The organism is Reichenbachiella sp. MALMAid0571, assembly GCF_040151475.1.
Taxonomy (GTDB): domain Bacteria; phylum Bacteroidota; class Bacteroidia; order Cytophagales; family Cyclobacteriaceae; genus CAXBNB01.
The window spans coordinates 68,385-90,476 of the sequence record NZ_JBDKWG010000133.1 but is presented as its reverse complement, the minus strand read 5'-3'; the positions used below and the strand labels follow the sequence as shown (position 1 = coordinate 90,476).

Below are 22,092 nucleotides of genomic sequence, written 5' to 3'. Positions count from 1 at the left end.
TATGAAAAAGAGAGAAAAAAGCATTGCAAATAAAAGGTTGTTGCTTGTAGGTGGTGCTATGATTCTGCTGGTGAGTATGGCTTGTCGCTTCAATATCAGGGAAATTGGGTTTGCTGAAATAGCTCCCAATCCCTATATTATGTATTATTTCTATGATGCCCAAACTAAGAAGGGTGAAGTTTTACAATTCGAAAAAAGTGCAGAAAAAATCTTTCAGTATTCCAATGTAAAATCTAAAGCGGTAAGCATTTCTGACAAAGGGGATCCAATATTGAATTACTTATCAGAAAAAAAGGACAGGATCTTTCCAACAACAGTGTTATTGTCACCTGATGGTAATTCAGTTGAGTTGCCTGTGCCAAAGGATGGGAGTTCGATTGAAGGTTTGTTGAGGTCGATAGTCAACTCCTCTTTTAGAAGCAATATAAAATCCATGCTGGTGCGCAAATATGCTGTGGTTTTACTGTTAAGTGGAGTGGATGTTAAGGAAAATCAGGTGGCATCAGAATTTGCCAAAAGAGACGTGTCCGAACTGGAGAAAATCATGCCCCGTATGCCCAAGCTGATTAAAGAAGGGCCTGAGCTGGTGACTCTTTCAAGAGATGAAATGGAAAAGGAAACCACACTATTGTGGAGCTTGGGAATTGATGCATCAAAAGTAAAGCGGCCAATGGCAGTGATCATTTACGGAAGAGGCCGGATAATGGGTGACGTGATTCCTTATGAAGAGATCCAATCTAATTCTATTTTTAAGCTACTGAACATAATAGGTGCAGATTGTGAATGTGGGTTGGATCGAAAATGGATGTTAGGCAAACTCATCCCAATGACCTGGGATCCACATCTCCGAACGGAGCTGTATGGCCTTTTAAAGTTTGATGTAGAAAATCCCATGATCCTGTCTGAAATGAGTCAGATCATTTCCATAGAAGCAACCAAGTCCGGTGGCAATACTGAAGACTTAGAACTGTTTCAACCTAAGGAATATAGTTTAAGTGAAGATGTTTCGTTATCATCCATACCGGAAGTTAATCATATAAGCAGTGACGGCACTGAAAATGAAGTGGAATATGACAGTAAGCTTATGAATTCCGGATTGTATGCCATACTTGGATTGGTGGTTATAGTGCTTGTTGGAGGCATTATTTTGATAATAAAAAAGAGAAGGCAGTAGAGTTATTTTAGACATCAAAAACGGGTTTCTTAATTTCCGGTTAAGGATTTTCACTTCTTTGTAATTTGTGAATACACAAAAAGGATGAAGCACCCTATACACTAATGGTTCATTCATTCAAATTTTCTGTCTCTCCTCTAATTTTTTTGAACATTATAATTTTTTTCCAATTATCGATGGAAATAAACCATTCATCGAATTTTTTCAATTAATACTATTTGAGCTTGTATTTTTACAAAAAAAAGTATATTAATGATTCAATATGTCGCAATATTGCGTTTATAAAGACATTTGTTTTATTTGTAAATACTTATTTTTGCTTGCAATAATCCAACTAGACAAGTCTGCGAATCAGAACGTTACAGATTTATAACCATGAGAAAACTGACCTTATTCCTATTTTTGGCATTTGTGACCCTTTTGTCATTTAAGTCTTTAGCTCAAACCTATGCTACTCTTCCATTTACTGATGATTTTGAATCTGGTTCATTAGGGGCTTCATGGTCTACTACCAGTAGCAATGCCGGACAGGTGTTAGTTACAGGTAATGACTCACCCAATGGTAATTATCACATGACCATGGACACAGACGAAGATAACGAATATAGCACAAATGAAGCATGGTTGCATGTAGATCTGTCGGGATTGACAATTGTAGATTTGTCCTTTGCTTGGAAAGAATTTGGTGATGAAGATAATACAACAGATGGGGTATACTTCTCGGATGATGGTGGAAGTAATTTTACGAAGGTATATTCACTCACCGGAGGAAATAACACCTATCAGACCATCAATTTGGATGTAGATGATTTGGCAAGCAGTAATGCACTTAGCCTGAATGCGACATTTGTTATTAAGTTTCAGCAATACGACAACTGGCCAATTGACGATGACGGTTTCGCTTTCGATGACGTTAGCGTGACAACTCCTGTATATGCTACACTTCCATTTACTGACGACTTTGAATCAGGGTCATTAGGAGCTTCTTGGTCCACTACGAGTAGTAATGTTGGACAGGTATTAATTACAGGCAATGACTCGCCCAATGGTAGTTATCACATGACTATGGATGTAAGCAGTAATAATAATTACAGTACCAATGAAGCCTGGTTGTACTTAGATCTTTCAGGAAAAACTACTGTCGACTTGTCTTTTGAATGGAAGAATTTCGGTGACGAAGAGCATACTGAAGATGGAGTATTCTTTTCCGATGATGGTGGGAGTAGTTTTACTAAGGTATACTCACTTGTTGGTGGTAGCACGAGTTACGAGACTATTGAACTTGACATATCGGCTCTGGTGACTGCAAATGACCTTAGTCTTAGTTCTACATTTGTAGTGAAATTCCAACAATACGATAACTATGGTATTGCAAGTGATGGTTTTGCTTTTGATGATATTAGCGTTACAGGAACGGGTTCCGGTTCTTCCAGCAAAACCTGGTATTCTTACGAATCTGGAGATTTTGATAACCCTTATACTTGGACTCTGGATCCTTCAGGAACTACCTATGACAATGGTTTAGAAGAATACCCTTCCGCAGGAGAAGAAATTGTTATCCTAAATGGCTTTACCGTAACTGCAAATATTTCAGGTCAAAACCTGTCTTCTACCACGATTGAAGCCGGGGGTATTTTGGATATGGCTACTACTACAGGACAAAATCTGGGGGTAATATCCGGAGAAGGTACATTGAGGGTTAAAGGTACCGCATTGCCTTCCGGTACTTACACAGATTTTGTATCCACACTTGGTGGCACCATAGAATACTACGACACAACTGGAGATTTACCTACTGACCAGACTGAATACAACAACCTGAAAATGACCAATAGTTCAGGTAGTACCACTTTTACGCTAGTAAGTGATTTGACTGTGAATGGTACTTTTTCAATATCTAGCACAGATGATTTAGGAACCACAACATGGCAAATCAACGATAATTCTGGTACGCAACGCACTATTACGTTAAATGGAGATTTAAATGTAGCCGCATCTGGACGTATCACCGTTGGAGCTGGAAATGAAAACAGCACGAGCCAACATGACCTTTTTATGTATGGCAATATTACAAATGAAGGTGTTATAAAATTTTATGATCCAACAGATGGTGAGTTAGACGAAAATGATTACGGTGATTCTTACCCAATCCCTGATAATCAGGATGATGATTTACATAGAAATGAACTTCAGGGAAATGCTGTTAAGGTAACATTTTCATCTAATACTGACCAAACAGTAACCTGTAACAATACAACAGATTTTTATCGATTTATTGTAGATAAGGGAACCGGGCAACAGGCCATTGTTACAGTAAACTCAACGGACACCGATTATTTCCGCTTGTTTGGGCCATCAAATATAGCTACAGTTACGGGTGGTGGTGTTTCAGCCGATGAGGAAGTTTCCGCCAATGCCCTGTCAATTGTGAACGGTACCCTGGAGCTAACGGGTAGCATCGATATTCCAAACCTTTGTCTTGGCCTGGGTACATCGGATTATTTCCCAATACCGACATCTGGCGCACTATGGTTAAATGGCGATGATGTTACCATTCAGCTTTCCGATCTTAACCCTGCAGGAACCAATAGGGACTGTAGGATCTTGATGAGTGGACTTTTGCGTGTTACGGCAGGCACCCTAAATGGAGGGTTTTCGAAAGGACTTGGATCTCAGGGTGGGGGGGCTTATCTGCAAGAAGGAGGTACTGTTACAGTGTGGCAATTTAGACCCAGGGCTCTTGGAGGCGATATCATTTTTTCCTTCAACATGACAGGGGGTACGCTCAATGTGGGTTATAATTATGCACTTTCTGGTGCTACAATTGACCAATATACGGACGCCTACCATAGATTTGATATGGCACTCGCCAGCAGTACATTTCAAATGTCTGGAGGGATTTTAAATGTGGCGAAACCAACTAACAACAATAACAGCAATGGTGGTTTGTTTCAGGTGACTTCATCCGAAGGAAATTACAATGTTACAGGTGGAACAGTTAACCTCTATACAGGTGAGCAGGCAAGCGGAGCATCATATCCTGGCTATATCAATACTACAGCCCCACTTTATAATCTTAATATTTATGAGGAATCCAGCACTACTCAAAACACACAACTTCAGTCCAACCTTGTAGTCTTAAACAACTTTACTATCAATACCAGCAACTCTCCATCCTTTATTAATAACGACTATAATGTAACGGTAGGTGGAAATTTTACTATTAATTCAGGAACGACTTATACACCAGGAACTGGGGTAACGACATTGAATGGAACGGGAGCACAAATCTGGACTCACAATGGGACAATTACCAGTCTGCCTAGCGTGGTGATGAACAAAGTCGGTGGCACACTGACCCTGGCAGGTACTCAGACTTTTCCTAATATTACCACAGCCTTAACCCTCACATCGGGAACACTTGCAGATGGAGGAAAGACGCTCACTGTGAGCGGAACAGGGGTTCTTACGAATAATGCTACGCATTCCGGAACTGGCCTTATTAACTATACAAGTACAGCTGCCACAATAAATGGTAGCAATGGTACCTTCGGAAATTTAACTATTGCCACAAGTGCAACCATTGCCACTACAGGCAAGCAAACGATTAGTGGAAATCTGCGCCTTACAAACACAAATACTACACTTAATATCGCTTCGAATGCCTTAGTGGTCAATGGAGGTATTTATAGTGATGGAACTACCGGTGTTGGGTTTGGTACAAATAAAAGAATTTTGACCAGTGGCCTCCACAATGCAGGGGGCTTAACGAGGCAAGGTGCTGCTGGAGATTTAATATTCCCAGTAGGTACCAGCGCAGGCTATACTCCGAATACCATTAACGCAACGGCATCAGTGCATGGTAAAATTACAGTAAGACCAGTTAACAGCACTCACCCTATAGTAACAACATCTAGCCAGAGCGTAAGGTATTATTGGAGGGTGACTAGTTCTGGATATACGGGAATCACAGGGGTTATTCATAAATCATATAATTACGGTTCTGCAACAGAGGATGGAGCTACTTATCGGGCAGCTCGTTATGATCCAGCTACCTATGCGTGGGGATATGCAAACACTACTTTTACAACAGGTAGCGCACCTCCAATACCTAATTTTAGCACGGGAACGAGTTGGACGGGAGTAACTGGAGATCAGCTGGATGGAGAATACACGGCTGGAAATTTAGCTGCCTTTGGTACTGTAACAGCATATTTTAGTCGCCAAACTGGCAATTGGAATGTAAGCTCCACCTGGAGTACAGACAAAACTTTGAAGCACACAGGAGCCGTAGCATCCAGCAATCCGACCTCTTGCTCCTATTGTCCTGTAGTGATTGGTGACGGGGCATCTGCAAACCATACGGTAACCGCAGTTGCAAACAGTACATGCGGCACGCTCAGCATAAGTACGGGTTCTACACTTGATGCAAGTACGTTTACCGGGCACAACTTTGGAACGAGCATCGGGGGAGCAGTTCTTGGAAGGGGTACGCTACGTATTGCTGCTGCGGTTTTCCCAGCCGGGGATTTTACTAATTTTCTTGGAGAAAATGGAGGAACGGTGGAATGGTACGGCACATCAAAAACCCTCCCTACAGCTGGCCCTGCACCACAAAGCCTTCCATTGACTAAGTATTATAATCTAATCCTGAATCCTAATTCTGGTCAAACAATCATTCTACCTGCTACAGATCTGACTGTTTATAATAATTGGACGCAGCAGACAGGTACAGGCACTGTAAGAAATAATGGAGCAAGGACACTTGCTATTGGTGGGAATTTAACAGTATCGAGCGGTACATTTAGTCTGACAAATTCTGGCAATACAACCATAACAGTAGAAGGAAATGTATCTAATAGCGGAACATTTAGTACAACGAGTGGCACACACACATTATCTGTTATTGGAGGGTTTACCAATAATGGTACGGTTAATTTTCGCAATACTGGCACAGTAGCCCTTACATTTACCGGAAGTAGTAATACGAGTTTTACTGGTGCAGGTACACCAACTACAACTTTATCTACGCTTACGATCAACAAAGGAACATCAGCAACGCCAACTTTGACTTTCAATGTTCCTGGCACGGTTAACACCACTGCCGCTACAGGAGGCTGGCTTACCATTACTAACGGTACATTTAATTGGGCAACATCAAATACTACCAGCTTAAGCTCCACTTCTTATACAATTCAACCAACTGCTAAATTAACCGTAAGCGCAGGAACGGTTAATACTACGAGTGGGGATAATGATGCTTATGACTTATTTCTGAATGGTGCCCTGGAAGTTTCTGGAACAGGTATATTAAATATTGGTAATACAAGTGTGAATGGAAATAATGTTGACTTGGAGTATGGCTCTGCCGGAGTGCCGTCAATCATAGTATCCACTTCACAATCGATGTGGGTAAAAGGATCAATCAGACGGTCATCATCCACTTTAACAGGAGCACTTTCATATACTCAAACAGGCGGAACAGTTACAGTGGGTGGTATCAGTTCTTCTGATGTGGACAATAGAGGTGTTTTTGAAGTAGCTAACAATGCCGGAAGTAATTTTACTTTAACCGGAAGCAGTACATTGAATGTTCAAAGACAAACCGGAGGAACAAGCTATACGGATTTGTATATTAATCCTAAAACCAGTAATATTTCCACTACCAGTACAATAACGGTTGGACTTGGTTCAGCAGGGACTACTCAAAGTAATTTCAGGATTAATGTAGCTCCGAGTATTGGAAATTTTAGCATACAAAATGGAGGTGGCAGTAATGCACAAACGGTGAATATGTTCTCGAATGGACTGATTGTCGGAGGAACATTAACTGTTCCTACTCCTTCTGTGTTGAATACCAATTCTCTGGATGTTACCATTTCAGGAGATTTGGTATGTACAGGTACCTATACTGGTGGTACAAACAATACTACATTTAACGGATCAGGAGCACAATCTGCCACCTTATCTGCTTTAACTACCTTTAATGATTTGACAATTAGTAAAGCTGAGGGATCAATTCTTACATTGGACGGGACATCTCCAACTTTGCAGAATCTTTATATTTACTCTGGTATTTTGGATTTAGATGAACCAACCCAAAATCTATTGGTACAAAAGAATATAACAAATAATAGTTCTCAGACAGGAACAGGAACTGTCCTGATTGAATCTACCAATGAAATTAGCAATACAATTACGAGTAATTCAGGATTTTTTACTAACCTGACGTTGGGTGGAACAGCTACAACAAAAACAGTGACAGTAAATGGTGATATGACGATAGAAGGTGTACTTAATTTTGATCATGACAATCGTTATTTATTTATCAAATCTAACCGCCTGACCTTCGGTGAAAGTGCTAGTATAACAGGTGCAGATGAAGATGAGTTTATTAAAACAAATGGAGTTACCAGTGATTTGGGAATAACAAAAAATTGGGCTACAGGATTGGCAAAAAGTTTTATATACGAAATAGGAACTTCTACCAATTATACACCTGCTTCTTATTTATTTGCCAGTGTTACTGCATCCGGATCACTCACAGTTGTGCCAGTGAATAGCGTTCACCTTACTTATAATCAAAGTAGTAACGAAAAAATACTAAACTATAATTGGATTGTATCTCGGGATGCCAGTTTGGACTTTACACTTGTTGGTGTACATACCTATTCATATCCTTCGGAATTAATAGCTTACGATGATGATCCTGATACTGATATTGGTGTTTTAGCTGCCGGTTATTTGGATCCTAATAGTGATCCCTTGGGATGGGAAACCAATGGTCACGGTGGTATTGCTACTAGTACTAACATGATATTTACTAATTTATTGGCTAGTAACCTTCCACCCTTGGGTGGTACTTATGATTATTCTGTAGGTACGTCCAAAAATGAAGTGGATGCAGAAGCAGATGAGGAAACATTACCCAACCCTATATTACCTCTTTATAGCAGGTTATCTGTTTCTAATGTGGCCGATACAGATATAGGTGGAACTTGGATATCTGCTAGTAATTGGACATTTGATTCAAGTGGCGACCCCTTAGGTATGAGTCCCTCTGTTCTGGTACCAAAAGGAATTCCGGTTGTTATTTTGGACGGAACCAGAATCAATATATCAGATGCCAATACCAGAGGTTCTAAAGCCTACAAGTCAACCATTGATGGAATTCTAAATGTGGGTACTGTAACTGGTCATAACTTGGGTATTATAAGTGGTACGGGTACTATGAGGGTACTGACCAATACCTTTCCTGCTGGAAATTACACGGATTTTGTGGCATCTGGCGGAGGTACCATAGAGTATGCTGGTACAATGACAATGAACAACAGGGATACCTACAACAACCTAAAAATTATGGAAGGGTCATTTGCCACGGTGACAATGACCGCTTCTGACCTTACTGTTAATGGAAAGGTTACCATTCCTTCTGGTACAACGTTACAAAACAGAACCAACGATGCAGATATATCTGTTATGGGAGGTTGGAATAATAGTGGTACTTATAATGCTGGTGATGGAACTACTACAATCAAAGGATTGCTGGACAATGCCGGAATCATAAATGCTGATAATGGGAATATTCGGGTAGAGGGTGACTGGGACAATAGTGGAACTTTCAATGCCGACAATAGTACAGTTATCTTTGGAGGATCCAATGCACAGATAACCACGGGGGCACTTACATTCAATAACCTTACCATGGATAAGTCATCCAATACTTATACTCCGGGTAACATAATTACTGTAAATAAAGCATTGACTATGGCCTCAGGAATCCTTACGTCAAATTCGTTTCCCGCTTCTCCGGCGAGATTACAACTTACGGCCACAGCAACAACGTCGGGAGGGTCGTCATCCAGTTTTGTAGATGGTCAAATTCAAAAAGCAATGAATAGTGGAACGGATTTTACTTATCCAACCGGAAATAATTCAAGATACCAGCCTGTAATACTTGAAAATACATCAGCAACGGATACCTGGACTATATCTTATGTAGGAAGTGACCCCACTTCAGGTGGATATAACAAGAATGCATTTGATGATGAGGTATTTAAAAAAATAAGCCAATATGAGTATTGGCAAGTAGCGAGGGCAGGATCTGCTGCAGCTGATATGACATTGTCTTATGGATCTGGTAGTTATGCCAGTGGGGTTGGTGTGGGAGCTCTGGATAAATTAAGCATAGTTCACTGGGATGGATCTGAATGGGTGGCTGCCAGTGGAGAGGGCACAGACCAGTCAGGTGATGAATTTTCAGGTTCTTTTACAGTATATCAGCAAAGTGCCTTTAGTCCACAAACTTTCGGTAGTAGCGACGAAGAATCGGGGCTGCCTGTTACCTGGTTGTCTTTTAGTGGCAAGCGAGAGTCTGCTGGCATAGGGTTGTTATGGCAAACAGCAACGGAAATCAACAACGATCATTTTGATGTTGAGAGGTCTGAGGATGGTGTTACTTTCGAAGTGATAGGATCTAAGAAAGGAGCTGGAAATACCAATTTAGTTCAGTCTTATCAGTTTTTGGATACAGAAGTATCAGTTTTTACTCAATATTATTATCGCATAAAACAGGTCGATTATGATGGACAATTTTCTTATAGTTCTACGATAGTGGTACTTCCTGTTACTACTTCTGTTCGTTGGGGCATATACCCGAATCCGGCAGAACAAGGTGTGGATTTGACTTTGGCAGAATTGACTTCTTCGGTACAGCGTTCTGAAAAAATAAGGATGCAAGTGGTTACAAACGATGGCCGTGTTATATTAAGTGCCAGTGGTGCACTGGAAGAGTTGAATGAAGAGATGAATAAGGCATTGAACCAAAGTGCAGAGGGGATGTTCTTTGTTCAAATAGTCGATGGAGACTACTATCAGATGTTTAAAGTAGTTAGAAAATAACACTATAGCCTTCTGAAAGAAAAAATCCACATTACTTTCATGCTTACATTTTTACTTCTGCCTTTACAAGGCCGGGTGTAGTATTATACAAATTTTCACTTAATTTTGCGACCTTAATTTTAATGTGACAATATGTATTTAAGCGAGCAGGAAATAGTAAGGCGACAAGCCAGAGAAGAACTTCTTGAATTGGGAACAAATCCCTATCCATCAGAATTGTTTGAAGTGAATGTAACAACTAAGAACATTCATGAAAACTATGAAAGAAGTAAAACTGACTATAAGAATATTTCCATCGCAGGAAGGCTAATGAGCCGACGTATTATGGGTTCAGCTTCTTTTGCCGAAATACAAGATTCCAAAGGCCGTATTCAGATTTATCTCCGAAGGGATGACATCTGCCCGGGTGAGGATAAAACGCTTTACAACACCATTTTCAAAAAGAAAATGGATATAGGAGATATTATTGGAATACAGGGCTTTGTGTTCACTACTGAAGTTGGGGAAATTTCAATTCACGTCAATAAGCTGACTCTTTTAACTAAATCTCTAAAGCCACTTCCTATAGTGAAAGAAGCAAAGGACGATCAGGGTAATATGAAAACCTATGACGCTTTTACCGATTCAGAATTGAGATACCGTCAACGTTATGTGGATTTGATAGTAAACCCACAAGTCAAAGATACATTTATCAAGCGAACCCAGTTGGTCAATTCCATGCGTGAGTTTTTGTCAGGAAATGGCTATTTAGAAGTAGAAACACCTATTCTTCAGCCATTGTATGGTGGAGCAGCTGCCCGGCCATTTAAAACCCATCACAATACATTGGATATGACCTTGTATTTGAGAATTGCCAATGAATTGTACCTCAAGAGGTTGATTGTAGGTGGGTTCGATGGGGTTTTTGAGTTTTCTAAAGATTTTAGAAATGAAGGAATGTCCAGATTTCACAATCCTGAGTTCACTCAGGTAGAATTGTATGTAGCCTACAAAGACTACAATTGGATGATGGACTTAGTAGAGGAAATGGTCGAAAAAGTAGCGATAGATTTACATGGTACTACTGAAGTGCAGGTTGGTGAGCATGTGTTGAATTTTCAGAGGCCGTGGAAAAGATTTACCATGTTTGAAGCCATAGAGCATTTTACGGGAATAGATATTTCCGAAATGGATGAAACTGAATTGAGGGCAACTGCCAAAAAGCTAGAAGTTACTGTTGATGAAACCATGGGTAAAGGCAAGTTGATAGATGAAATTTTTGGAGAAAAGTGTGAAGGAAAGTTGATACAACCGACCTTTATTACAGATTATCCGGTGGAGATGTCTCCATTAGCGAAAAAGCACAGGTCTAAAGAAGGACTGGTTGAAAGATTTGAAGCAATTGCCAATGGCAAAGAAATATGCAACGCATTCTCTGAATTGAATGATCCAATAGACCAAAGAAAAAGATTTGAAGAGCAGCTTGAACTAGGAAAGAGGGGAGATGATGAGGCAATGGTTTTGGATGAGGACTTTCTGCGGGCTCTTGAATATGGAATGCCACCTACAGCTGGCCTTGGTGTAGGTATTGATCGTTTGTCAATGATCATGACCAACTCAAATTCAATTCAGGATGTGTTATTTTTTCCTCAAATGAAACCAGAGAAGAAAGATCAATACCTTACAGACTCTCAATATCAGGCTTTGGGAGTGAGGACGGAACTGATCCCTGTTTTACAGAAAGTGGGTATGATATCTATTGATGCTTTCAAGGAAGCAAAGGACAGCAAACTTTTCAATGATGTTTGCGGAACAAAGAAGAAACTGAAGTTGAATGATGTGAAAAATCCTACATTGGAAGAGGTGCAGGGCTGGATCGAAAAAGCAGGGTAAGGAAGAAACGAAGTAGAAAAGAAAAAGCCTCAAATATTTATTTGAGGCTTTTTCTTTGAAATCATAAAAATGAATGAGTTTACCATCCGGTATATTCTCTTTTTACAAATTGGTTGGCATCATCGAAGTTCTTGATCTTCATAGATGGGCCATCCCAGACAAGCTTAATACCCCTACCCGGATAATTGAAGTCTTTGCCATCTGCTGTTGGCGTTCTCAAATCAAAACTTCTAAGCGCAAGGTTACCCATTAGAATGCTCTCCGTTAATGGCCCTGCTATATCAAAGTCTGAACTACATTCTTTTTCCTTATATCCGGCAATACAAGCATTTACCCACTGTAGATAATGACCTTCGGGTACACGTGCTATGGTTTCAGGTACATTGATGTACTCGTTTACATCAGTTGGTAACAGCCTTGGTTTTTTACCATATACATCACACATCATTTTTCCTTTTGTACCAATCATAAGTACTCCGTTACCTCCGTCACCCATTAGTTCGTTCGGCCCTAATTCTTCAGGTCTGGCTGGTTGAATGCCACCATCCATCCAGTGAAGTTTAACAGCTGATTTTTCATCTCTTTCAGGAAATTCCAGAATGGTATGCGACGAAGGAGGACAACTTTCGGGACTATATACACGTCCCCATACTCCTACGTAGCTGGTTCCTACACTACATTCCACACTTGTTGGATAGCCTAGTTGCAACGTTTTGAAAGCTGGCTCAATAATGTGGCATGCCATATCTCCAAGTGCCCCGGTACCATAATCCCACCATCCTCTCCAGTTAAATGGCAGTAAGCCATCTACATAGTCTTTACGTGGAGCAGTTCCTTGCCATAATTCCCAATCCAGTTCTTTGGGTATTTTACTTTTTTTCGATGGCCAGGCTATTCCTTGAGGCCATACAGGCCTGTTTGTCCAGCAATACACTGTGTGTACATCTCCTATCAGGTTTGCATTATACCATTCCTGCATTTTACGCACACCATCACCTGAAGCTCCCTGATTACCCATTTGAGTAACTACTTTGTATTTTTGCGCAGCTTCTGTTAACTGTCTGGCTTCAAATATATCATGTGTCAGAGGCTTTTGCACATATACATGTTTGCCCAATTGCATTGCAGCAAGAGCCTGAGCTCCATGCATGTGATCCGGAGTGGAAACTGATACAGCATCAATGTTGTTTTTTTCTTTTTCCAACATGATGCGGTAGTCCTTGTAATACTTTGCATCAGGGAAATTCTCTCTACTTGTTTTTGCTTCCCTGTCATCTACATCACATAAAAATGCAATTTTCACGTTGGGGCTTTTTGCAAAATTGACAATATCTGATTTTCCTTTACCGCCGGCTCCAATCCCAGCGATATATAGAGTGTCAGACGGAGCTACAAATCCATTTCCTCCAAGTACAGACCTGGGTACAATGGTAAAAGCTGCTCCGGCAATACCGAGGCTTTTAATGAATTTTCTTCGTGAATCCGAAGTAGTTAATTTCTTGTTTTTATTGTTTTCCATTTATGAATTGTGATTTTATAGAAAGAAGCGATTAAGATAATAATGTAATTTATTTATAACAAAGCTTCATGCAAATAAGATGCCTTAATAGGATTAATTAAGCCATTATTTTGGCCAATAATCAAAAAAATGGAACAAAGAGTATATATATTATTAGAGGTATAATGGTTTCATTTTGAGTTCATGACAAATGTCCTGCCGGCATGTGCTGTTTCAAATTTTTCAATAAATCCTCGGTCCTGTAGGGTTACAAAACACGTCTTTCCTTCCGATCCTCCGAAAGCGATATTTGATGGTTTTTTACCTTTAAGGGTTACTTCGTTAATTTTTTCTCCTGATGGGGATAAAATAAGAATCGTTCCTTTTCCATGTCTGGTTATATAAAGGTTGCCTTCAACATCACAACGCATACCGTCCATCCCAAAGTCTTTCACCTTTGCCAATAATCTTTTGTTCGAAATATCACCAGTTTTGCTAAGATCGTAAGCCCAAATATTTCTCTGGACACTTTCGTTGACATATAACGTTTTTTCGTCCGGACTCACTTCTATTCCATTAGTTGTACCCATATTGGTTTCCAGTAGTGTGAATGTTCCATTGGTGTCTATACGCCAGATTTGCCCGGATTCATTTTTCCAGTCAGGATCGGAAGCAAATATGATATTGGAAGAAGTAATAGCAATATCATTGGGTTGGGTCATCCCATCATTGTGAGCGTAAACAGTTATTTTTTTATTAGTCATATTTACTTGCAGTATATTATGACCAGTGTAGTCAGCTATGTACATCATCCCCCGGCTTCCAAATCGAATACCATTGCCTGTACTGCCTTCGGGTAGCTGATCAATAAACATTTGAAATTGTCCTGGAGGATCAAACATACCAATAGAGCCTGATTTGAATGGATTTACAAAATATAAATTACCGTTAACATCGACCGCAGGGCCTTCTAAGCCGGATGTAACATCACCCAGATTGTACTCAATATCAGTAGTTTTATACAGATTATTTTCGACGTTTTTTGTTTTTTGTTGATCGCTTTTACAAGAATAGAATAAGGCAATAAGAATCAACGGAAAGATGTTTTTCATAATACTAAACTTAGCTGTTTTATCAGTATTCAATATTGAGTACAATTTATATCATTATATCCAAAAAGTATTACGCAAATAGCAGGTAAGTGGAGATTAGAATTATTTACTAAATATTAGTCTGCATTTTGAGAATATTATCAAATTAATGTGTTTATTTGCGCATTCGTTCTTTAAAAACATTTTGACTTATCAAGAAAGGTGGAGGGATATGGCCCTAAGAAACCTTGGCAACCTATTTTATAATAAGGTGCCAATTCCTACCCTGAAAAGGGATCGATAAGAAAGTAGAGGATTCATTAAAAGAAATTATATAATCCCTTCTGACTTATCTCAGAAGGGATTTTTTTATGGGTAGAGTTTTGGAAAATTAAATTTTATTCCATTATCAAACCCGACGATACCTTTTGAGAGTTGAGATAGAAAAGAGCAGTGTTGAACTTAAAAGTTAGTGGTCGTGTATAAAAATTTTGAAACAATTGCCATAAGAACGCAGGAGAAAAGATCCGAGAACAGAGAACATTCTGTTCCATTATATCTTACTTCCAGTTATGTCTTTGATGATGCAGAGCAAGCAAGAGCCTTGTTTGCAGATGAGGAAGATGGAAACATCTATTCCAGATTTACCAATCCAAATACTTCTGAGTTTGCTTCTAAAATGGCTCAATTAGAAGGTACAGAAGATGCTTTTGCTACCGCTACCGGTATGGCTGCAGTATTTGCAAGTATCGCTCCGTTTTTAAAATCCGGGGATCATATTTTGGCTTCAAGGTCAGTTTTCGGAAATACGCATAAAGTCATTACCGAAGTACTTCCTGAATGGGATATCACATATACCTATGTGGATATTAAGAAGCCTGAAACCTGGGAAGCAGCCATTCAGACCAATACAAAAATGATCTTTGTTGAAACTCCTTCAAATCCTGCTTTGGATTTGATAGATCTGGAATGGCTGGGTAAGCTTTCAAAAAAGCATGGGTGTTTGTTGAATGTTGACAATTGTTTTGCGACACCTTTTTTACAACAACCAGCCAAATGGGGAGCGGATCTTATTACGCATTCTGCTACCAAATACATTGATGGACAGGGGCGTGTAATGGGAGGTGTTGTTTTAGGAAACAAAGAGTTGATTGCTAAAGTAAGAACTTTTGCCAAACGAACAGGGCCATCTCTTTCTCCATTCAACGCCTGGGTACTTTCCAAGAGCCTTGAAACACTGGCTCTCAGAATGGAAAGACATTGTGAAAATGCCCTTCGGTTAGCGGAATATCTGGAACAACATGATGATGTGGCTTCTGTGTCGTATCCATTTTTATCAACATATCCAAATTATGAACTCGCAAAGAAACAAATGAAATTGGGGGGGGGATTGGTCTGCTTTGAATTGAAAGGTGGACTAGAAAGTGGGAGGAAGTTTTTGAATGCACTGGAAATGATTTCGTTGACAGCAAATCTCGGTGATACCCGGACAATTGCTACTCATCCTGCTTCAACAACACATTCTAAACTAAGTGAAGAAGAAAGAAGACAAGTGTCAATTGGTGCTGGTTTAGTACGGGTTTCTCTGGGATTAGAGCATTTTGACGATATTAAAAACGACATAGAACAAGCCATTCAAAAGTCAATTAATTAAAATCACTTATGTCTGCAAAGCAGTTTTATCAATACAATAAAAGATTTGAGCTGGAAGCCGGGGGGTATTTTCCCGACCTGACTATCGCCTACCATACCTATGGTAAAATGAATGCAGACAAAAGCAATGTTGTTTGGATTTGCCATGCTCTTACCGCCAATTCGGATGTTGAGGACTGGTGGCCTGGAATGGTCGGAGAAGGATGCCACTTTGATCCAGAGGATTATTACATAGTATGTGCCAATATGCTTGGGTCGTGCTATGGATCTACAGGTCCATTGAGTATCAATTCTGAGACAGGAAAACCCTACTATTTGTCTTTCCCGATGGTTACCATTAGAGATATGGTCAATGCCTATGACCTCCTGCGCCAGTATTTGAAAATTGATAAAATAAATACTGTGATCGGAGGGTCATGTGGTGGACATCAGGCACTTGAAATGGCTTTGTTGTTGCCTGATTTGATCGAAAACCTCGTGGTGTGTGTGTCTTCTGCTACAGAATCGGCATGGAGTAAGGCGGTGCATACAGCTCAGCGAATGGCTATGGAGGCAGATGGTACATGGGGAGAAGATAACGAAAATGCCGCTATAGAAGGAATGAAGGCGGCAAGAGGAATAGGGTTGCTTACTTACAGAACGATAGAGGCTTACATCCAAACACAAAATGATGAAGACAATGAAAAGCTGGATAACTACAAAGCATCGTCATACATCAAGTATCAGGGTGAAAAATTGGCAAAACGATTCAACGCTTATTCTTACTGGTATTTGTCTAAAGCCCTCGATACACATAATGTAGCAAGAGGAAGAGGTTCTTTGGTGGATGTACTCAATTCTATCAAAGCAAAAACCCTGATAGTAAGTATAGACTCTGATATATTAATTCCAGTATCTGAGCAAAAAACATTGGCAGAAAACATACCTGGATCGAAGCATGAGATTATTCACTCTGATTATGGGCACGATGGTTTTCTGATCGAGCATGAAAAAATAACAGCCAAGTTGAAAGATTTTTTTTCAAATAAATAGTAGTCAAATACGCTTAACTTTGTAAGCAGTAAGTGTGAATTTTTTAATAAATAGAAAATAAGTAATTGTTGGCGATGGATTTGTTTTAGGCATCATGCACCAATAATTATTAAGTAGAAAACTAAGTAGTATATGAAAGTTTTAAAGTTTGGAGGTACATCAGTAGGATCAGCTGAGAATATGAAAAGAGTATCTCAAATTGTAGAAGATGAAGAACCAAGATTTGTGGTATTGTCTGCCGTGTCAGGTACTACCAACGACCTGGTAGCAATATGTACATGTCTATATGCCAATGATAAGGAGGGAGCACGCAAGATCATTGAAAAGTTCAATTTCAGGTATGATGAACTGATAGAAGGATTGTATGACTCTGAAGAATATAAAATAAAAGGAAGAGAACACTACAGTGCATTTGTTGATCTTCTCAATGGGATAGTAGATTCAGATTTTTCTGAAAAGGAAGAAAAAGTAGTTTTGGCTCAGGGAGAGGTACTTTCAACCAAGTTATTTACCACAAAGCTTGAGGAGGAAGGTAAAGATGTGATGTTGCTGGATTCTTTGGAATTTATGCGATTGACTTCAGAAAGCGAACCGGATTTAGAGTTTAGTAAATTGGAACTGGATGCTATTTTGACAAGGCATTCCGGAGTGGATCTCTTTATTGCTCAGGGATATATCTGTAGAAATAGCAAAGGAGAGATAGACAATCTGCAAAGGGGAGGGAGCGACTATTCTGCATCATTATTGGCAGAGGCAATAGATGCTTCTGAACTCCAGATTTGGACTGACATTGATGGTATGCACTACAACGATCCAAGGATAGTCGAGCATACCAAAAGTATTCCTAAGCTCTCTTATGAAGAGGCTGGTGAACTGGCATATTTTGGAGCTAAAATATTACACCCATATTGTCTGCTCCCTACCAGACGAAAAAATATTCCCGTGAGGGTTAAAAATACTATGGATCCTTCTGCCATTGGTACCTACATCAGTGAAGATACTTCTGAGTTTGGAATCAAAGCCGTAGCAGCGAAAGACGGGATCATAGTAATAAAAATAAAATCGACCAGAATGCTTCTTGCTTATGGTTTCTTAAAAAGGATATTTGAAGTATTTGAAAAGTATGAAACCTCAGTTGATGTAATTACTACTTCTGAAGTAGCAGTGTCGTTGACTATTGACAATGGTAAAAGCCTCAATAAAATAGTAGATGAATTGGAGATATATGGAGAGGTGCATGTGGAAAAGGATCAGTGTATCATATCAGTAGTTGGTAATTTTATAGCCGACGAAAAAGGTACTGCATCTGTTATTTTTGATTCTTTGAGAGAAATTCCATTAAGGATGATATCATTTGGAGGCAGCAAACACAATGTTACTCTTCTTGTAAATGCCAAGCATAAAAAAGAAGCATTGAATGCTTTGAATGATAGTCTGTTTAGTAATAAATAGAGCAAATAGCAAAAAATATAAATTCAATATAATATGCTTCTACGGATTGTACTATTTAGCTTATTAATTCCCATACTTTTCTTTTCATGTGTATCTCAGAAGGAACAAAGCACTGAATTAGTTTCGAAAGAAGACAATGAATCATGGAGATTTGTAGTGACAGGAGATTGTCGCAGTGGGAGCGATGGGAGTGGAGTGAATGAAGTGATATTGGATAAGGTAGCACGTGCAGTTTCGAAAGAAGACATAGAATTTGTCCTTTTTACCGGAGATTTGGTTTATGGTCATGCAGACAGGAAAACCCTTGGGGATGAGGGAGCACTTCAGCGGCTGGAGAAGGAGTTGCTTTTGTTTAGAAACACTATGGAACCTGTTTATTCAAAAGACATTCCTGTGTATTGTGTAAGAGGAAATCATTCTGCAACACAAAGATATCCAGACCATGCAGGTCATCCGGATCACAGGCCTATATGGCCGGAAACTAAAAAGGTATGGGACAAAGTGATGTCAGGTAAATATTCAATGCCCAAAAATGGACCGGAAAGAGAAAAAAATGTAACTTTCTCTGCGATACATCATAATGCCATGATAATTGGCTTGGATTTATATACTCCTAATCTGGATTCAGCAGCAAATACTGATGGTAGCTACCCGAAAGATGCTTGTCGCAGGGTAAACCAATTGTGGTTGGATGAACAACTAAAAAACAAACAAGAACACTTGTTTGTTTTTACCCACGAGCCAGCCTTTAAGGTGCAACACAATGACTGTATGCATGGAGACTCTTCTTATGGGATTGATTTTTCAAAGTACAGAAATCGCTTCTGGGAAAGCATAACTGCTGCTGGTGCCAGAACATACTTTTGTGGGCATGATCACGGATACGCCCATGCCAGAATAGACGATGGAGATGGAAATTTTGATAATGACATCCATCAATTTGTAGTTGGAACTGCCGGAGCTGGAGTGAATATAGTTCCGGAACACAATGGTTTCAATGCTCCGTATCTGCCAGTAGCCCAAGAGCATGCTCAAAAATACGGTTATGTTGTTGTGGAAATCACGGGAGCAAAAGTTGACCTGGAATTTAAATACCTGGATGAGTCAACAGATACATTTGAAACCGTTCCTATTTTGAGTTATTATAGCCGATCGAAAAGTCAATAAGTCTTTGATAGGATTGACTAAAAGTACCAAATTCATTTTTTTACTAAAGGAGAAGGGCAAACGTATTAAAAAGCGAAAGCACCTTACCGCACTCGTTGCGGTATCTTTTAGAGTTACAGCTAACCCTAACAGACCCCAAAAACTTGCCTAAAAGACGGCAGTCAGGAAGCTGGGTACAGTAGAATTTTTAAATGTGTTTGCCCTGACTAAAGGAGATTGAAAAGTAATAAAGAGTTATTTTTCAGTAAATTGGCACATTCATAAATTGATATTTAATTCTATGTTAATAGAATATTAAAAGATATGTGTTTGTGTTTAAAATATATATTTGTGGCATTTGGCTTTAAAAAAGATTGGTTACTTTGTTGTTTCTTAGGAAATAGACACTGGATTTAGATATTAGATTGAATGGCAGGAGAGGCATCTCAAGATTTGGAATTATGGGAAGAATTTAAACAAGGGGAATCCAAAGCCCTTGATAAAATATATATGGAACAATTTCCTTCTATGTATAGTTATGGCCTGAAAATCCACAATGACCATGATTTTATTATTGATAGCATTCAGGAGCTTTTTGCTGAATTGTGGGCAAAAAGAGAAAGCCTGGGAGAAGCATCTTCTATAAAATTCTATTTGTTGAAGTCAATCAAGCGAAAAATAATAAAAAAACTTAATAGGCTCAGTCCTACCAGTTCGTTGAACAACATCAATGAACGTTATAACTTTGAAGTAGAATATTCAATAGAACATGATATTATTCTTAGCGACACTTCCGTAGAACAATCTCAAGGGTTGATTAAGGCGTTGAACAAACTTTCAGACAGACAGAGGGAAATAATATATTTAAGATTTTACCTAGGGCTCAAATTTGAACAGATTTCAGAAATAATGTCCATTAAAAACCAATCAGCAAGGAATTTGCTCTTTGATGGTGTCTCCAAATTGAAGGCAATTTTGATCTCTTCTCTAATTATTTTCTGTATTTTTTAAAAAAAAATAGTTTTCATCAGTACATTTTTTTTTTCAGAGCCTATATATAGGTGTAGAGAGTAAATGAATCTGTAGATGACAAATAAAGAACGTTCCGTAGAAGACTATTTAGATGATGAAAATTTCGTAAAATCGGTGTTGTACCCCGATGAATTGAATTCTACTTTCCGGAATAAGTTGGAGGAAAACAATCAAGCCAATTTAAGGAATATGGAATTGGCAAAGAAAATTATATTGAGCCTAAAAGTAGAAGAGAAAGAAATTCGTATTGAAACGATAAAAACCAATCTGGCTGCTTTTAGAATTATCAACAACGTTTCTGAAGGCAATAACAACAAAAACAATTCTAAAATACATAAACTAGTATCTGGTTATTGGGTGAAATGGGCAGCTGCTGCCGTGGTAGTATTTGCCGTAGGAATTGCTGTTTTTTATAATAATACAAACCAATCTCCTGATTTGATTTCAGAATCATCTACCGATGAATGGATTATTAAATCAAATCCAAAGGGGCAAAAGTTAGTAGTTTCTTTAGAAGATGGGTCTATCGTGAAACTCAACGCTGAAAGTACTTTAAAATATCATGCTAATTTCAGGACATCCAGAATGGTAGAGCTTACCGGAGAAGCATTTTTTGAAGTGAAAAGAGATACCCTTCATCCTTTTGTTGTGAAAACTGAAAAAATTCAAACGACAGTTTTGGGTACATCCTTTAATGTGCGAAGCTATGATGATGAGCATAAATCCAGTGTAGTTGTAGCAACAGGTAAAGTAGCTGTGGCAGACAATGAAAGTCAAAAACAAGTAATTCTTTTACCGAGTCAAATTGTTAATTTTCATGATGATGAGGGTTTTGATGAAGCCAGGGAAATAGACTTGATCAACCATATCGGATGGAAGGATAATGTATTGGTATTTGAAAATGCAGATTTTGGTAAAATAGAAAAGGAATTGAAACGGTGGTTTAATGTTGACTTTGAGTATGACAGCAAACCCATCATTACTTCATTTAATGGAGAGTTTAAAAATCAGAGTCTTGAAAATATCCTTGAAGGCGTTCGCTTTTCAACAGGATTAAAATATAAACTGGATAAGCAAAAAGTAATAATCCTTCATTAAAACCAAGCGAAGAGTAAGTATAACAAAAACCAAAACCATATGAGAAACAATACAAGCTAATCAAAAAAAAGCCCCTAAACTGAACCCGTTTGGAAGACATAATTCAGTTTAAGAGCCCGCAATTTGCAAACCTATGTTTAAAC

At 38.9% G+C, this 22,092-nt stretch carries 11 protein-coding genes and 1 riboswitch; of the genes, 9 read left to right on the top strand and 2 right to left on the bottom strand.

The genetic code is table 11. From position 1 onward, the window contains the following. Position 1 precedes the first annotated feature (1 nt). From AAOP42_RS13165 to lysS, 3 genes are all read left to right on the top strand, one after another. Entirely contained in the window at positions 2-1,174 is a 1,173-nt protein-coding gene (locus AAOP42_RS13165) for a hypothetical protein (protein ID WP_349528992.1), read from the top strand. A gap of 375 nt (positions 1,175-1,549) precedes the next feature. Then, positions 1,550-10,075: a beta strand repeat-containing protein gene (locus tag AAOP42_RS13160; RefSeq protein ID WP_349528991.1), complete on the top strand. Its 8,526-nt coding sequence runs from the start codon at positions 1,550-1,552 to the stop codon at positions 10,073-10,075. A 132-nt stretch (positions 10,076-10,207) separates the two neighbouring features. Beyond that, the gene (gene lysS, locus AAOP42_RS13155; RefSeq protein WP_349528990.1) at positions 10,208-11,947 is read left to right on the top strand and encodes a lysine--tRNA ligase; all 1,740 of its coding nucleotides are present in this window, start codon (positions 10,208-10,210) and stop codon (positions 11,945-11,947) included. A gap of 79 nt (positions 11,948-12,026) precedes the next feature. On the opposite strand, the gene AAOP42_RS13150 is transcribed toward lysS, so the two are convergent. Both AAOP42_RS13150 and AAOP42_RS13145 read right to left on the bottom strand, forming a co-directional pair. After that, complete coding sequence (locus AAOP42_RS13150; RefSeq protein WP_349528989.1) at positions 12,027-13,466, bottom strand: Gfo/Idh/MocA family protein; 1,440 nt, start codon at positions 13,464-13,466, stop codon at positions 12,027-12,029. Between the two features lie 170 nt (positions 13,467-13,636). Further along, complete coding sequence (locus tag AAOP42_RS13145) at positions 13,637-14,557, bottom strand: SMP-30/gluconolactonase/LRE family protein (RefSeq protein ID WP_349528988.1); 921 nt, start codon at positions 14,555-14,557, stop codon at positions 13,637-13,639. Positions 14,558-14,743: 186 nt separating this feature from the next. After that, positions 14,744-14,843, top strand: a riboswitch (SAM riboswitch). Between the two features lie 171 nt (positions 14,844-15,014). Here AAOP42_RS13145 and AAOP42_RS13140 point away from each other — a divergent pair. The 6 genes from AAOP42_RS13140 to AAOP42_RS13115 all read left to right on the top strand — a co-directional run bounded on the left by AAOP42_RS13140 (position 15,015) and on the right by AAOP42_RS13115 (position 21,949). Then, the gene (locus AAOP42_RS13140; RefSeq protein WP_502947661.1) at positions 15,015-16,190 is read left to right on the top strand and encodes a trans-sulfuration enzyme family protein; all 1,176 of its coding nucleotides are present in this window, start codon (positions 15,015-15,017) and stop codon (positions 16,188-16,190) included. 8 nt (positions 16,191-16,198) lie between these two features. After that, positions 16,199-17,221, top strand: a complete 1,023-nt coding sequence (locus AAOP42_RS13135; RefSeq protein WP_349528986.1) for a homoserine O-acetyltransferase family protein — start codon at positions 16,199-16,201, stop codon at positions 17,219-17,221. A 132-nt stretch (positions 17,222-17,353) separates the two neighbouring features. Continuing rightward, entirely contained in the window at positions 17,354-18,673 is a 1,320-nt protein-coding gene (locus AAOP42_RS13130) for an aspartate kinase (protein WP_349528985.1), read from the top strand. Between the two features lie 33 nt (positions 18,674-18,706). Further along, positions 18,707-19,840 carry a metallophosphoesterase family protein gene (locus tag AAOP42_RS13125; RefSeq protein ID WP_349528984.1) on the top strand — a complete coding sequence of 378 codons (1,134 nt, stop codon included), beginning with the start codon at positions 18,707-18,709 and terminating at the stop codon, positions 19,838-19,840. 408 nt (positions 19,841-20,248) lie between these two features. Further along, positions 20,249-20,830 (top strand): RNA polymerase sigma factor, encoded by a 582-nt coding sequence (locus tag AAOP42_RS13120; RefSeq protein WP_349528983.1) that lies wholly within the window; start codon positions 20,249-20,251, stop codon positions 20,828-20,830. A gap of 75 nt (positions 20,831-20,905) precedes the next feature. Beyond that, complete coding sequence (locus tag AAOP42_RS13115; protein WP_349528982.1) at positions 20,906-21,949, top strand: FecR family protein; 1,044 nt, start codon at positions 20,906-20,908, stop codon at positions 21,947-21,949. The last annotated feature ends 143 nt before the right edge of the window (positions 21,950-22,092 follow it).